This is a genomic window from Streptomyces sp. HPF1205 (assembly GCF_020400825.1).
GTDB lineage: Bacteria > Actinomycetota > Actinomycetes > Streptomycetales > Streptomycetaceae > Actinacidiphila.
Map to the genome: position 1 here is coordinate 74,764 of NZ_JAINVH010000008.1, position 13,600 is coordinate 88,363.

Below are 13,600 nucleotides of genomic sequence, written 5' to 3' on the forward strand. Positions count from 1 at the left end.
CCGGGACGGCCGTGACGCAGCAGCCCGCCGTACCCCGGCGGGCCGGACCCGCGAAGGAGCCACGCCATGCCCCGCGAATGGGACGCGAAGACCTACGACTCCCTGCCGCTGCCCCACCGGGGCTGGGGGCGGCGCACCCTCGGCCGGCTGCCGCTGCGCGGCGACGAGCGGGTGATGGACGCCGGGTGCGGGACCGGCCGCGATACGGAGGGCCTGCTGGACCGGCTGCCGGACGGCCGGGTGGTGGCCGTCGACGCCTCCGCCCGGATGCTCGACCAGCTCCGTGAGCGGCTGGCCGGACGGCTGGACCGGGTCGAGGTGGTGCGCGCCGACCTGACCGGGGCGCTGCCGTTCGAGGGCGAGGTGGACGCGGTCTTCAGCGTCGCCGCCTTCCACTGGATCGAGGACCACGCCGCCCTCTTCGCCGCGCTGGCCGCGCGGATGCGGCCGGGGGCGCGGCTGGCCGCCGAGTGCGGCGGGCGGGGCAACATCGCCGCCGTGAACGCCGCGGTCGCCGACGTGCTGGGGGAGCGGCCCGGCACTTGGGAGTTCGCCGGCGTCGACGACACCCGGCGGCGGCTGGCCGGCGCGGGCTTCACCGACCTCGACGTGCGGCTGCGGCCGGACCCGGCGCGGTTCGAGCCGGGCGGGCAGCTGGAGGCGTTCCTGGCCACCGTCATCCTCGGCGCCCACCTCGACGGCATGGCCGACGAGGACCGCGGACCCTTCGTCGAGGCGGTGGCGGCCCGGCTGGCCGAGCCGGTCGTGGACTACGTACGGCTGGAGATCTCGGCGGTCCGCGGGTAGCGGCGGGCCACCTCGCGGACACGCGTGGGTGCTGAACCGGTTCAGCTCCCGTTCGGCCCTCCGTGCGGTATGGGCCGCGCAGCGGCTTACCGGCGCCGGTTCAGCGTTGTTAAGCTGTGCCGCCCGATCACTCCCGTCGCCGGCCCGCCGGCCGGGCCCCCTCCAGCCGCGAGAGGCCGTATGAGCCCTGTCAAACGCCCCACCATCGCCGACATCGCCCAGGCGGCCGGCGTCTCCAAGGGCGCCGTCTCGTACGCGCTCAACGGCAAGGCGGGCGTCTCGCAGCAGACGCGCGAGCGGATCCTGGAGATCGCCGCACGGATGGGCTGGCACCCCAGCAGCGCCGCCCGCGCGCTGTCCGACGGGCGGGCCGGGGCGATCGGCCTGGTCGTGGACCGGCCCGCGACGGTGCTGGGCATCGAGCCGTTCTTCATGCAGCTCATCTCGGGTGTGGAGACGGGCCTGGCCGCCACGACCACCGCGCTGCTGCTGCAGGTGACCGAGGACGCGCGCGCGGAGGAGGCCGCGTACCGCCGCTGGTGGGGCGAACGGCGGGTGGACGGGGTACTGCTCGTCGACCTGCGCGACGACGACCCGCGGCTCGGGCTGCTCGGCGAACTCGGGCTGCCCGCGGTCGTGGTGGGGCACGCGCCCGGCGTGCCGTCGGTGTGGATCGACGACGCCGCCGCCGTGCGCGAGACCCTGGCCTACCTCGCCGCGATGGGCCACCGCCGGATCGCCCGGGTGGCCGGCCCCGCCCACTTCGTGCACACCCGCGAGCGCACCGAGTCCTTCGACCGCGCCGCCGAGGAACTCGGGCTGTCCGGCGTGACGTGCGTCCACACCGACTACTCCGGCGAGGCGGGCGCCCGCGCCACCCGCCGTCTGCTGTCCGGCGCCCGCCGGCCCACCGCGATCGTGTACGACAACGACGTCATGGCCGTGGCCGCCCTCAGCGTCACGCAGGAGATGGGGATCGCCGTCCCCGGTGAACTCTCGATCGTCGCCTGGGACGACAGCGAACTGTGCCGCCTGGTCCACCCGGCCCTGACCGCCGTCAGCCGCCGCGTCCCCGAGTACGGCCACCGCGCGGCCTCGGCCCTGCTCCAACTGGTCGACGGGGCCGCCGTTCCCGACATCCTGCTCGACCCGCCGGTCCTGGTCCCGCGCGGCAGCACGGCCCCCGCCCCGCGCTGACCGCCCGTCCCCGAGAGCCGACGGACCGTCGACCCCGGCGCCGTCACGCGGTTCGGGCGTGCCGGTGCCCCCGCGCCCCCGCGCCTGTGTGTCGCGGAGCCCGGCCCCGCCGACGGCGCCCGGTTGCGGATCCCGGGCCGCACGGGCGCGGCCTACGGGCGGCGGGCGGCGCCCGCCGCCTGATTCACCGCCTCATCCGCCGCCTGGCTTACCGCCTCACGGAATCACCGGCCGGCGGCACCCTCCAACCGGCGGCCGGTCGCACCGCACGCCATCGGCCGCCGGTCAGTGCGCCCGGCATGGGCCGACGTGGGCCGACGCGGGCCTACGCGGGCCGGGCACGGGCCGACACGGACAGCCGGACCGGCGGCTGATCGCGCGTCAGGGTGAACCGGTCCGGCCGCCGGTGGCCCCGCGACCCGGGCGGACCGGCCCGTATCACCGTTTCGTCGCGTCGGGTTCACGCGACGTGTTGACCCGTGTGGCCCCGCGTGGGTAGGTCCGCGGGTGCCGGGCGACCTAGTCTTGTGGCCGACTGATCCTTTTGGCGCTGTTTGCTCCGTCCTCGTCCCGTCCGTCCCGCGCCGTCCCGCTTCCCTTCCGTCCCCGCGCCGCCCCGCTCCCTTCCCGCGCCGCCGTCGGCCCTCCCCGCGACGAGGAGAACCCGTGTCCATCGCCCGCAACGAGGGTGCCGTCCGGCAGCGCGCCGCCGCCGTGCGGTCGCTGGCGATGCTGCTGCCGGTGCTCGCGGTGGCGGCGCTCGCCGCCACGAAGTGGCCGCTGATCGACTCCAGCGCCGGGCGGCTGGGCGCCGCGAACGCCGGCTGGATGGCCGTCGCCGGGATCGCCGCCGGCCTGACCTGGGTCTGTTCCGCCACCGCCCAGCAGGGCGCGGTCGTCGAGACGCTGCCTCCCGGACGCCTGCTGGCCGCCCAGTTCGCCGCCTCCGCGGCCAACCACGTCCTGCCCGCGGGCCTCGGCGGCAACGCCGTCAACCTGCGCTTCCTGGTCCGTCGCGGGCTCAACCCGGCCCGCGCGGTGGCGGCGCTCGCGGTGCGAGCCTCCGCGGCCGTCGTCGGCCGCGTGGTGCTGCTGCTCGTCCTGCTGGCCGTCTTCCCCGACGCCCTGCGGCTGAGCCGCCTGATGCCCGGCCGGCCCGTACCGCCCGGCCACCCGCTGCTGCTCGTCGCCGGGGCCGCCGCCGTTCCGGCGCTGGCGCTGGTGCTGCTGCGGTACGCGCGCCGGCTGCGCGACCGGCTGCGGGAGTTCCTCGCCTCGGTCGCCCGCGACGTCCGGGCCCTGCACACGAGCAAGGCCCGGGTGGCGGCGCTGTGGGGCGGTTCGCTCGCCTTCCCCGCCGCGCACGCGGCCGTCGTCGTGGCCGTCTCGCGCGCGGTGCACATGGCGGTGCCGGTCAGCGCGGTCGCGCTCGCGTACCTGTTCGCGAGCACCGCCGCCGGCTGGCTGCCCACCCCCGCCGGGCTCGGCTCGCTCGACGCGGCACTCGCGCTGACCCTCGTCACCGCGGGCGCCTCCGGCGTGACCGCCGCCTCCGCCGTCCTCGGCTACCGCCTCGTGACCACCTGGCTCCCCCTCATCCCGGGCGTCGTGGTGCTCGCCGTGCTGGTCCGGCGCAGGGTGCTGTAAGCGGCGGGGACCGCGAACCGCCGCCGCCGGCACGGCGACCGGGGCCCGGCCGCACGGCGCGGCCCCGGCGGTGCGACCATGCTGCCGCCGGGGAACGGAGGCGGACATGGCGGGGAAAGCGGCGGACGCGGCGGCGGGGGCGGACCCGGCCGGCGGCAGGGTGCTCGTCGTGGACGACGACGCGGCGATCCGCCGCTCGCTCGGCCGCGCGCTGCGGTTGCGGGGCTTCGACGTCGCCGTGGCCGACGGGGGTGCGGCAGCGCTCGACCTGCTCGGCCGCACCCCGCCCGACGTGCTCGTCCTCGACATCTCCATGCCCGATGTCGACGGCATCGAGGTCTGCCGCACCCTGCGGTCGGGCGGCAGCGACCTGCCGGTCCTCGTCCTGTCGGCCCTGGACGAGGTCGCCGACCGCGTCGCCGGGCTGCAGGCGGGCGCGGACGACTACCTCGTCAAACCCTTCGCCCTGGAGGAACTCGTGCTGCGGCTGCACGCCCTGCTGCGCCGCCGCCCGCCGCGCCCCGACGGCCAGGTACGCGCCTGCGGGCTGGTCCTCGACCCCGCCGCCCGCACCGCCACCCGCGACGGCGAGCCCCTGGACCTGACCCGCCGCGAGTTCGAACTCCTCGAGGTCCTGGCCCGCAACGCCGGCCACGTCCTCACCCGCGACCAGCTCCTGGACCGCGTCTGGGGCTACGACTTCGACGTCCGCACCGACGCCGTCGACACCTTCGTCAGCTACCTGCGCCGCAAACTGGAGGTCGGCGGCCGCCCCCGCGTCCTGCACACGGTGCGCGGCGTCGGCTTCGTGCTGCGGCCGGCGGCGGGCTGATCCCGGGGTGTTCCCGCACGAATGCGGTACGGCTCCCGTACGGATCCGGTACGGCGCCGATCCGGTGCGGCTCCCGCCGACTCCCGTACCCCGCAGACCCGTTGACGGCCGACCCGGCGGCGGGGCACCATCCATGTGAGCGAGTCGGGAATTGGGGGATCCGCGCCCTGAAGCCCGGCCTTCAGGTCCGCGGTTCAAATAGCCCGGCTCGCCCGCACCGAACGAGAAGTCGCCGGCAGGGCTCTCGGCCGCAATGCATCTGTGCTGATTCCGGATGCGGGTGGGCCGAGCCTGTCATGCCCGGTCCGCCGGCACCCTCGTCGGGAAGGTTCGGGCATCGCCGTGGAAACCGTGGGGTGGGCCGGAGCGGTCGTCCTCGCCCTGGGAGGCGCCGTCTGGATCCTGGGGTACCTCTTCGACCAGATCCCGCCGCTGTGCGAGAAGGCGATCACCGCCATCAGGGCGGTGCGCGCGCTGCGCGAGGAATACGCGCGGACGTCCGCCGCCGGCCACTCACCGGACCGCGGCGGCGACGGCGAGAACGCGGCGCGGTGAGCGCCCCGGCCCCCGCGGCTCACTCGGCGGCTCCGCGGCCAGAGCCGCGGGGGCGCCTGTGCCTGTGCCCACCGCCTGTGCCTGTGCCCACCGCCTACGCCTGTGCCTGTGCCTGTGCCGCCCCGGCGTACCGTCGTGCGCCGGGGAATGCCACGATGCGGCAGGACCGGAAGCGGCGGGCGGAGGCGGGCGCGATGGCGGGGACCACGGAAGGCTGCGTGCCCGGTGGCGCGTCGGGAGGTGACGCCTGATGCGGCTGTCCACCCGGATCGCGCTGGCCGTCGGCGTGGTCGTACCGCTGCTCGTCCTGGCCTCCGGCTGGGTCATGGTCCGGTTGGTCGCCCATGACGTGCACACCGGCGCCGACAAGCACCTGCGGGAGCGGGCGGCGGCGGTCGGCACGGACGCCCGCAACCTGCTGCGGGCCATGGCCAACGACCGGCCCGCGAGCGTCGAACAGGCCCGTCGGCGACGGCTGTTCAGCGCGGCCCTGGACGTCGGCATCCGCGTCGTCGGCCCCGCGGGCACCGTATCCGGCGGACCCCAGCCCGACGCCTCCGTACCCTTGCCGCCGCCGGCGGAGGCCGCCCGGCCCGTCACCATGGCGGCCGGCGGCCAGAGCTGGCGCGTGCTGGCCGTGCCCGTCACCCTGGTGCGGCCGGCCACCAGCGGCACCCTGTGGCTCTTCTCCGCCGACACCGCGGGGCAGGCCCAGATCAGGCAGGTGCGGCGGCGAGTGATCAGCGTGGCGCTGCTGACCGCGCCCGTCGCGGGCGCCGCAGCCTGGCTGGCCGCCTCCCGGCTCGCCCTGCCGCTGCGGCGCCTGCAGCGCAGCGCGAGCGGCATCGACCCGCGGGTCAGCGCGGCCCGCCTGGAGCACACGCCGACCCGCGTCACCGAGGTCGACGAGCTCGCCGGCACGCTGCGGACCGTCCTCGCGCGGTACGACGAGCAGGCCGCCCGTACCGCGGAGGCCCTCGCCACCGCCCGCTCCTTCTCCGCCGCGGCCTCCCACGAACTGCGCACCCCGCTGATGAGCATGCGCATCAACCTCGACGTGCTGGACGGCTCGCCCGAGCCCGACGCCGCCGAACGCGCGGAGATCATCGCCGATCTGCGCGCCGAGCACGCCCGCGCGCTGGGGCTGCTGGTGATGCTGCGGGCACTGGCCCAGGGCGACCTGGTCGAGGCGGACGCCTTCGGCCCGGTGGACCTCGGCGAACTCCTCGACACCGCCGTCGCCGACCTGCGCCGCGCGCACCCGCACGTCCGCGTCACGGTGACCGCCGCCCCCGGCGCGATCGTCCACGGCTGGCCGACCGGACTGCGCTCCGCGGTCGACAACCTGCTGGCCAACGCGGCGATACACGGCGTCGGTCCGGACGGCACGGCCCGGATCGACGTCCGCCTCGGCCCGGGCGACGACCCGGCCACCGTCCGCCTGACCATCGACGACCACGGCCCGGGCATTCCCCCCGCCGCCCGCCCGGCCGTCTTCCGGCGCTTCCACCGCAGCCCCGCCAGCCCCGGCTCCGGCCTCGGACTGACCCTCGTCGCCCAGCAGATGGCCCTGCACGGCGGCACCGTCTCCATCGAGGAACCGCCCGCCGGGCGCGGCGCCCCGGGCCCCGCGGGCACCCGCTTCACCGTGGTCCTGCCGCGCACCGCCACAGGCGCGCCCCTTCCCGGCCGGCGCGACTGGCTGACCGCGGGACCGGAGCCCGCGGCCGGCTGAGCGGCGGCCCGGCCACCGCGTGCACAGGGGCCTCACCAGGTCCCGCAGGTGACGGCGGTGTCGACTTGCCCGGCCACCGCGTGCACAGGGGCCTCACCAGCGGCCCGGCACCGACGGGCCTCGTCCCGGCCGTCCCGCGGCCACGGCGGCACGGTCGCCGTGACCACCCGCGGACCCTCCTCGCCGGCGCTGAACCGGAACGCCGGGCCCGGCGGGAGCCTCAGGCACCCCCGGGCACGAGCCGGGTCGGTTCCTCGCGCCCGCCCCGACGGCGCCACATCCCGCCCCCGCCGGACCGACCGGCTCGTCAACGGCCGTGTCCCGCGGCTGTCCGGCCCGCGCCCGCGGCACCGAAAGCCCGCCGTACCCGGCTCCCAACGGCCACAAGGTTTCCACAAAGAGGGCTCCTACGGTCCGTCACGAACCGGCGGTGAGCCGGACCGCACGATCTTCCGACGGAGGAGAACCCCATGCCCACCACCCGGACCACGGCCGTCGCCGCGGCGGCCGCCATCGCACTGCTCGGCGCCGCCGGTACCGCGGCGGCCGACTCGACCCCCGGCGCCGGCACGCCCTCGGCGACGGCCCAGGCGAAGGTCCCGACCGGCGACGGCGCGAAGGCGCTGTGCAAGCGCGTCCCGCGCATCGACGCGCGGATCGACCGGGCCCTGCGCAGGCTGAACGGCCCGGCGACGGTGAAGGGCTCGATCGCCCGGCTGCAACAGCGCGTGGACAACGCGCAGGCCAAGGGCGACACGGCGGTCGAGACCTACCTCAAGGACCGGCTGACCTTCCGCAAGTCGCTGGTGCCGATGCTCAACCAGCGCAGCACCGACCTCGACGCGGTCCGCGCATGGTGCAACGCCCACGGCGAGAGCACCCCCGCCGCGGGGAACGCCAAGTGACGCGGCGCGCCAAGGCGTTCGCGGTGCTGCCGGCCGCCGCACTGGCCGCCGCCTTGCTGGCCGGATGCGGCTCGCACGGCTCGTCGGCCGGTCCGGCGGGCGGCACTCCGTCCGCGCCGACCGCCTCGGAGCTCGCCCACATGCAGAAACTGGTGGACGACGCCGACTCGGCGGCGGCGAAGGCGGACGCGGACGCGACCGGCGACAGGTGAGGGCGGCCGGGCACGCCGGCCATTGCCCGTGCCCGCCCGGCCCTGTCCCGCGACCGCCCGGACATGCCGGCGGCGCCTGGGCGCACCCCGGCGCCGTCGCGCCCGGTCCGGTGCCGCGGCGGTCCGCTACTTCGCGTCCGCGTAGCACTCCACCACGTGGGTCTGCAGCGGGAAGAGGACGCGGACCGGACCGAACACCAGTCGGCGGGCCTCGTCGCCCGCCGCCGTGACGGCGTCGGCCACCAGGCCGGCGAGTTCGGCGGGCGTGTGGACGATGACCTCGTCGTGCTGGAAGAACACCAGCCGGGGCTCGGGCCCGATTCCGGCCAGCCGCCGGCGCAGCGCCGCGAGCATGGCCAGCGCCCAGTCGGCGGCGCTGGCCTGGATGACGAAGTTACGGGTGAAGCGGCCCCAGGAGCGGGCCGCCCTGCGGTCGGGGGAGGCCCCGTCGTCGGGGTCGGCCGTGTCGTCGCGGAAACGGTCGGCGGACGGAGCCGGGGAAGTGCGCCCGAGCCGGGAGCGCACGACGCCGCCCGCCTCCCCGGTCCGGGCCGCGGACTCCACCAGGGCCAGCGCCGCCGGGAAACGGCGGCGCATCACGGCCAGCAACTGCCCGGCCTCGCCGCTGGTCTGCCCGTACATCGCCGCGAGCAGCCCGATCTTCGCCCGCGGCCGGTCCCCGGCGAAGGCGTCGCGGGCGAGCGCCGCGTACAGGTCGCCCTCGCCCGCGGCCCGGGCCAGGCCCACGTCGCCGGACATGGCGGCCAGCACCCGCGGCTCCAACTGGCCCGCGTCGGCGACGACCAGGCGGTGTCCGGGGTCGGCGACCACCGCGGACCGCAGCAGCCGGGGGATCTGCAGCGCCCCGCCGCCGCGGGTCGCCCAGCGCCCGGACACCACCCCGCCGACCACGTACTCCGGGCGGAACCGGCCGTCGCGGACCCAGGCCTCCCGCCACGCCCAGCCGTGCGCCGCATGGATGCGGGAGAGCTCCTTGTAGCGCAGCAGCAGCGCCGCGGCCGGGTGTTCGACGCCCCGCAGTTCGTGGGAGCGGGTCGAGGCCAGGTGGACGCCCGCCCGGGCGAAGGCGGGCAGCACCTGGGCGGGCGAGTCCGGGTTGACCGGGGCGCCGAGGGCGTCCTGGATGCGCAGCGCGAGGTCGCCGAGGACCGCGGGCCGCGCTCCGCCGGCCGGACGGGGGCCGAGCAGGCCGGTGAGCAGGTCGTCGTGCACCCGCGCGCTCCACGGCAGGCCGTCGCGGCCCATCTCCACCGCGGCCAGCGCGCCCGCCGACTCGGCGGCGCACAGCAGCCGCATGCGCTCGGGATGCCCGCTGCCGGCGATCCGCCGCTGCTGGGCGGCGTGCACGGCGACCAGCGCCGTCAGCGGATCCGCGTCCGGCGGCAGGCGGTGCCTGTCGGCGGCGAACAGCACCGGCTGGTCGTCCGCCCCGGACTCCGGCGGATCCTCCGGCTCGGGGCGCCCTTCCAGCCGCGCCCAGGCGGCGCCGAGCGAACGCGGCCTGCGATGCCTGCCCTCGTGACCGAGTAGCAGCCCCTCGACCAGCTTCACGTCATGGCAGCGGGCGAGGCGCGGCGCGCCGCGATCGAGCAGCCAGGGGTACGCCTCGTCGGCGGCCGCCCACACCCAGCGCGGGCTTCCGGCCGCCTCCCGGCGGCTCACCTCGGCAGCCAGGTCGGGGTACACCAGGGACGGGCCCGCCGGCCCACCGTCCTCCGAGAGCAGGCGCAACCGGCCGCCGGACCCCACCGGATCCGGTACGACGGCGACACGCCCAGCGGCGACGGCTGTACCCACCACGCGAGCGTACGGCCGGGCACTGACAACGCCGCCCGGAGCGGTACGCCACCGTCCCGCCCGTGCCGTCGGCCATCCGTCCCGCCGGCCGTCCCGTGCCGCGCGGTCCGCTGCGGCGCGTGGCCCGCGTCCGCTCAGGCGCAGGCGTCGACCGCCGATCCGCGGGGCGCGGACCGGCGGTGGACCCGCGGCAGCGGGACCCCGCGGAGCCGGAGGGCGCCGGCGGGGTCCCGACGGGTCACTTCCCCTGCTGCTGGGCCTGCTCCACCGACTTGCGGACCTCGTCCATGTCGACGGCCCGCGCCTGGGCGATCACGTCCTCCAGAGCCGGCGCGGGCAGGGCGCCGGGCTGGGCGAAGATCGCCACCTTGTCGCGGACGATCATCAGGGTCGGGATCGACTGGATCTGGAAGGCCGCAGCGAGCTCCGGCTGTGCCTCCGTGTCGACCTTGGCGAAGACGAGGTCGCCGTGCTTGTCCGACGCCTTGTCGTAAACGGGCGCGAACATCTTGCACGGCCCGCACCAGTCCGCCCAGAAGTCGATGAGGACGAAGTCGTTCGAAGAAACGACCTCGTCGAAGTTCTCCTTGGTCAGCTCCACAGTGCTCATGCCCGGCTCAACGAGCCCCGTCCCCGGGAAATTCCTGCCGGCCGCGTTCGCCCCGCGGCCGGGAGCATTTGCCGTACAGCCGGGCCCGTCCGCCGCCGGGCCGGGCCTTCGTCGTTCACTCGTACGAGTGGTGTGGTGCGGTAATGCGGTGGCGTTCCGCGGGCCGGGCTCGTTGAACGCCACATGGCAGCAGCGATGCGGCGGAACCCTGTCGACGGCGCCGGGGCGGCCGGCGGGAGCGCGGGAGACGCGGCGGACAGCCGGGAGTGGGGCCCGGCCCGCGGCGAAACGATTCTCCAGTGCCCGGACGCGCCGCTCTACGCGGCCCTGGCCGACCAGTGGCGCTCGGCCGGCCGGACAGTGCCCGGTCAGACCGACACCGAGTGGGCGGAACTCGTCGGCCGTGTCCCGCGCCTCACCGGCGTGTGAGGGGGCCGGGCCGGCCGGTGAGGCGCGGCTCGCCGGCCGGCCCGGACCGGTCACCCGGCGCCGTCACGCCGGTGGCGGAGCCAGCGGCAGGGGCTGCGCGGGGCGCGGGCCGTCGTAGGCGCCGCTGGGCCGCATCCTCAGCGGCTGTTCGCCGTACTCCTCCAAGGCGTGGGCGATCCAGCCCGCGGTGCGGGAGACCGCGAAGACCGTCTCGCCGGCCTCCGGGGGCATCGCGGAGGACAGCGTCAGCACGCCCAGCGACAGGTCGACGTTGGGACGCAGGGCGGAGTGCCGCGCCGCTGTCGCCACCAGGTCCCGGGCGGCGGCCAGTGCCCGCGCCGCGGCGGGGACCCGGTCGAGGAGGCCGAACAGGACGCGGGCGCGGGGATCCTCGTCCTCGTAGAGCCGGTGGCCCAGGCCCGGGATGGGCCGGCCGGCGCGCAGGTGGTCCGCGACGACCGGTGCGGCGCCGCGTTCGAGGACGTCGGCGAGCATGCGGTGGGCGAGCGCGCTGGCCTGGCCGTGCAGCGGGCCGTCCAGGGCGCCGAGCGCGGCGGACACGACGGCGTACGGGTGGGCGCGGGCGGAGGCGGCGACCCGGGCGGCCAGCGTCGAGGCGGCGAGATCGTGGTCGATGAGCAGTGCCAGCGCCGCGTCCAGCGCCCGCAGCGCGGCCTCGTCCCGCGGCGCGGTGGTGAGCCGGTCCCACAGTCGCACGGCCAGCGGTCCCGCGCCGCCCGGAGCCCGGCCGCCGGCCGGCGGCAGCGCGTCCACCAGCGTCGGGATCAGGGCGCGGGCAGAGCCGAGCACCGCGTCCCGGGACAGGTCGAAGCGCAGCGGGTCCACGCTCGCCGCCGCGATCACGGCTACCCGGATGCGGTCCATCGGGCCGCTTCCCGCCGGCAGGGCGGCGGCGACCCGCCGGGCGGCCGCCAGCGCCTGCGGGGGAGCGGTGAAGCGCGTACCGCGCCGCGGCACCCCCGTCCACAGCCACTCGGCGACCTCCTCGAAGGAGTACGCCTCGGCGAGCGCGGTCGCGTCGACCCCGCGGAAGTAGTAGCGGTCGCCGTCGATCAGCGTGATCGAGGTCCTGACCCCGCCGCCCCACCCGCCGGCGCCGCCGCGCTCCGCGGCGCCGCCGGCCCGCCCCGTGTCCTCGGCGTCCCTGTCCCCCGCGGACGCCGGGCGCCCGCGCCGGGCCAGCCGCGCGATCTCGGCCGGGTCGAAGGTGCTGCCCCGGCCGCCCCGCGCGCGCCGGCTGCTGAGCAGACCGCGGCTGACGTAGGCGTACAGCGTCTCGGGCTTCACGCCGAGGCGCCGCGCCGCCTCACGGGTGCCGATCCGGCCGTCCTGGTCCGCCGGGTCGGGGGAGTGCTCCGTCATGGGGGTCACCGTATCCGGATTCGCGTGCCTCTCCAGCTTGAGTCAATCAACCTGTAATCAATGTTGACACGAAGAGAATCAATCATGGACAGTCAAGTCAACTATCAAGGAGGAAGACGATGCCGAGCACCACCGGGCGCACCGCCCCGATCGACGTACCCCGCGGTCTGAAGGGCGTGGTCGTCACCGAGACATCCCTCGGCGACGTGCGCGGAGTCGAGGGCTTCTACCACTACCGGGAGTTCTCCGCGGTCGAACTCGCCGAAAGCCGCACCTTCGAGGACGTCTGGCACCTGATGTTCCACGGAGCGCTGCCGGACGCCGCCGAGCGCGCCGCGTTCACCGCCCGTACCGCCGCCCTGCGCCACCTGCCCGCCCAAGTGCGCGCCGCGCTGCCGGCCGTCGCCCGGGCGACGGCTCCCTCCGGCCCGCTCGCCGGGCTGCGCACCGCGCTGTCGCTGGCCGGGGCCTGCGCCGGGTTCTCGCCGCTGTACGACATCGACGCCGAGCGCCGCCGGGCCGACGCGCTGGCCGCCTGCGCCCTCGTACCGACGCTGCTGACGGCGCTCCACCGGCTCGGACAGGGGCTGGAGCCGGTGGAGCCGCGGGACGATCTGCCGCACGCGGCCAATTACCTGTGGATGCTCACCGGCCGCGAGCCCGAGCCCGAGCGGGTCCGGGCCGTCGAGCGCTACCTGATCTCGACGGTCGACCACGGCTTCAACGCCTCGACGTTCACCGCCCGGGTCATCGCCTCCACGGGCGCCGACCTGGCCGCATGCCTGGTCGGCGCCATAGGCGCGCTGTCCGGGCCGCTGCACGGCGGCGCGCCCAGCCGCGCCCTGGACACCCTGGACGCGATCGGCACCCCTGACCGCATCGACGGCTGGCTGCGCGAACGCATCCTGGCCGGCGACCGCATCATGGGCTTCGGCCACCCTGTCTACCGCACCGAGGACCCGCGCTCCCGGATGCTGAAGGGCATCGCCCGCACCCTGGGCGGCGACCTGGTGGACTTCGCGGTCCAGGTCGAGGAGCGGGCCGAGGCGCTGCTGGCCGAGCTGAAGCCCGGCCGCGACCTGCACGTCAACGTGGAGTTCTACGCCGGCGTGGTGATGGAGCTGTGCGGGCTGCCCCGGCAGATGTTCACCCCCACCTTCGCGGCGGCCCGGGTGGTCGGCTGGAGCGCCAACGTCCTGGAGCAGGCCGAGGACGGCAAGATCATCCGTCCGGCCGCGCGGTACGTGGGTCCGCCTCCGGCCCGGCCGGTGCCGGCCGCGTGACAGGAGCGCGGGCCCCGGCCGGCGGAACCTTTCCGCCGGTTGGGCCACCGCCGCCCGTGAGGACCCGCGGGCGGGCCGGACGGCCGGGAAGCCGGTCCCCGGTGTGAGGCGACGCACGGAACCGGCCGGGTCGTCCTGGTCGTTGGAGGGGTGTCGGAGGCACAATTCCAGCAGTGACCCGCAGTAA

At 76.5% G+C, this 13,600-nt stretch carries 13 protein-coding genes; 10 read left to right on the forward strand and 3 right to left on the reverse strand.

The window, feature by feature from the left end:
- Positions 1-66: 66 nt before the first annotated feature.
- The 8 genes from K7G61_RS11510 (at position 67) to K7G61_RS11545 (ending at position 7,890) form a co-directional block, all read left to right on the forward strand.
- On the forward strand, positions 67-807 hold the full coding sequence (locus tag K7G61_RS11510; RefSeq protein WP_225846648.1) for a trans-aconitate 2-methyltransferase: 741 nt from the start codon (positions 67-69) through the stop codon (positions 805-807).
- Between the two features lie 180 nt (positions 808-987).
- Complete coding sequence (locus K7G61_RS11515; protein ID WP_225846649.1) at positions 988-2,004, forward strand: LacI family DNA-binding transcriptional regulator; 1,017 nt, start codon at positions 988-990, stop codon at positions 2,002-2,004.
- Positions 2,005-2,670: 666 nt separating this feature from the next.
- Positions 2,671-3,651, forward strand: coding sequence for a lysylphosphatidylglycerol synthase domain-containing protein (locus K7G61_RS11520; RefSeq protein WP_225846650.1), 981 nt, complete (start codon positions 2,671-2,673; stop codon positions 3,649-3,651).
- A gap of 106 nt (positions 3,652-3,757) precedes the next feature.
- Positions 3,758-4,483: a response regulator transcription factor gene (locus K7G61_RS11525; protein ID WP_225846651.1), complete on the forward strand. Its 726-nt coding sequence runs from the start codon at positions 3,758-3,760 to the stop codon at positions 4,481-4,483.
- A 342-nt stretch (positions 4,484-4,825) separates the two neighbouring features.
- Entirely contained in the window at positions 4,826-5,038 is a 213-nt protein-coding gene (locus K7G61_RS11530) for a hypothetical protein (RefSeq protein WP_225846652.1), read from the forward strand.
- Between the two features lie 250 nt (positions 5,039-5,288).
- Positions 5,289-6,773, forward strand: a complete 1,485-nt coding sequence (locus K7G61_RS11535; RefSeq protein ID WP_225846653.1) for a sensor histidine kinase KdpD — start codon at positions 5,289-5,291, stop codon at positions 6,771-6,773.
- Between the two features lie 470 nt (positions 6,774-7,243).
- Positions 7,244-7,678, forward strand: a complete 435-nt coding sequence (locus K7G61_RS11540; RefSeq protein ID WP_225846654.1) for a hypothetical protein — start codon at positions 7,244-7,246, stop codon at positions 7,676-7,678.
- Positions 7,675-7,890, forward strand: coding sequence for a hypothetical protein (locus K7G61_RS11545; RefSeq protein WP_225846655.1), 216 nt, complete (start codon positions 7,675-7,677; stop codon positions 7,888-7,890). The genes K7G61_RS11540 and K7G61_RS11545 overlap by 4 nt, the downstream gene beginning before the upstream one ends.
- A gap of 126 nt (positions 7,891-8,016) precedes the next feature.
- Here the strand turns inward: K7G61_RS11545 and K7G61_RS11550 are convergent, their stop codons facing one another.
- On the reverse strand, positions 8,017-9,708 hold the full coding sequence (locus K7G61_RS11550) for a bifunctional 3'-5' exonuclease/DNA polymerase (protein ID WP_225846656.1): 1,692 nt from the start codon (positions 9,706-9,708) through the stop codon (positions 8,017-8,019).
- A gap of 238 nt (positions 9,709-9,946) precedes the next feature.
- On the reverse strand, positions 9,947-10,318 hold the full coding sequence (gene trxA / locus K7G61_RS11555) for a thioredoxin (protein ID WP_225846657.1): 372 nt from the start codon (positions 10,316-10,318) through the stop codon (positions 9,947-9,949).
- 183 nt (positions 10,319-10,501) lie between these two features.
- Between trxA and K7G61_RS11560 the strand changes: the two genes are divergently transcribed.
- Complete coding sequence (locus tag K7G61_RS11560; RefSeq protein WP_225846658.1) at positions 10,502-10,747, forward strand: hypothetical protein; 246 nt, start codon at positions 10,502-10,504, stop codon at positions 10,745-10,747.
- Between the two features lie 63 nt (positions 10,748-10,810).
- Here the strand turns inward: K7G61_RS11560 and K7G61_RS11565 are convergent, their stop codons facing one another.
- The gene (locus tag K7G61_RS11565) at positions 10,811-12,130 is read right to left on the reverse strand and encodes a citrate/2-methylcitrate synthase (RefSeq protein WP_225846659.1); all 1,320 of its coding nucleotides are present in this window, start codon (positions 12,128-12,130) and stop codon (positions 10,811-10,813) included.
- Between the two features lie 119 nt (positions 12,131-12,249).
- On the opposite strand from K7G61_RS11565, the gene K7G61_RS11570 reads away from it, so the two are divergent.
- Entirely contained in the window at positions 12,250-13,413 is a 1,164-nt protein-coding gene (locus K7G61_RS11570) for a citrate synthase/methylcitrate synthase (protein ID WP_225846660.1), read from the forward strand.
- The last annotated feature ends 187 nt before the right edge of the window (positions 13,414-13,600 follow it).

Excerpts from the sequence above, each read along its gene's own strand:
- K7G61_RS11510 (WP_225846648.1), top strand. The coding sequence starts at position 67 with ATGCCCCGCGAATGGGACGCGAAGACCTACGACTCCCTGCCGCTGCCC.
- K7G61_RS11515 (WP_225846649.1), top strand. The coding sequence starts at position 988 with ATGAGCCCTGTCAAACGCCCCACCATCGCCGACATCGCCCAGGCGGCC.
- K7G61_RS11525 (WP_225846651.1), top strand. The coding sequence starts at position 3,758 with ATGGCGGGGAAAGCGGCGGACGCGGCGGCGGGGGCGGACCCGGCCGGC.
- K7G61_RS11535 (WP_225846653.1), top strand. The coding sequence starts at position 5,289 with ATGCGGCTGTCCACCCGGATCGCGCTGGCCGTCGGCGTGGTCGTACCG.
- K7G61_RS11540 (WP_225846654.1), top strand. The coding sequence starts at position 7,244 with ATGCCCACCACCCGGACCACGGCCGTCGCCGCGGCGGCCGCCATCGCA.
- trxA (WP_225846657.1), bottom strand. The coding sequence starts at position 10,318 with ATGAGCACTGTGGAGCTGACCAAGGAGAACTTCGACGAGGTCGTTTCT.
- K7G61_RS11560 (WP_225846658.1), top strand. The coding sequence starts at position 10,502 with ATGGCAGCAGCGATGCGGCGGAACCCTGTCGACGGCGCCGGGGCGGCC.
- K7G61_RS11565 (WP_225846659.1), bottom strand. The coding sequence starts at position 12,130 with ATGACGGAGCACTCCCCCGACCCGGCGGACCAGGACGGCCGGATCGGC.
- K7G61_RS11570 (WP_225846660.1), top strand. The coding sequence starts at position 12,250 with ATGCCGAGCACCACCGGGCGCACCGCCCCGATCGACGTACCCCGCGGT.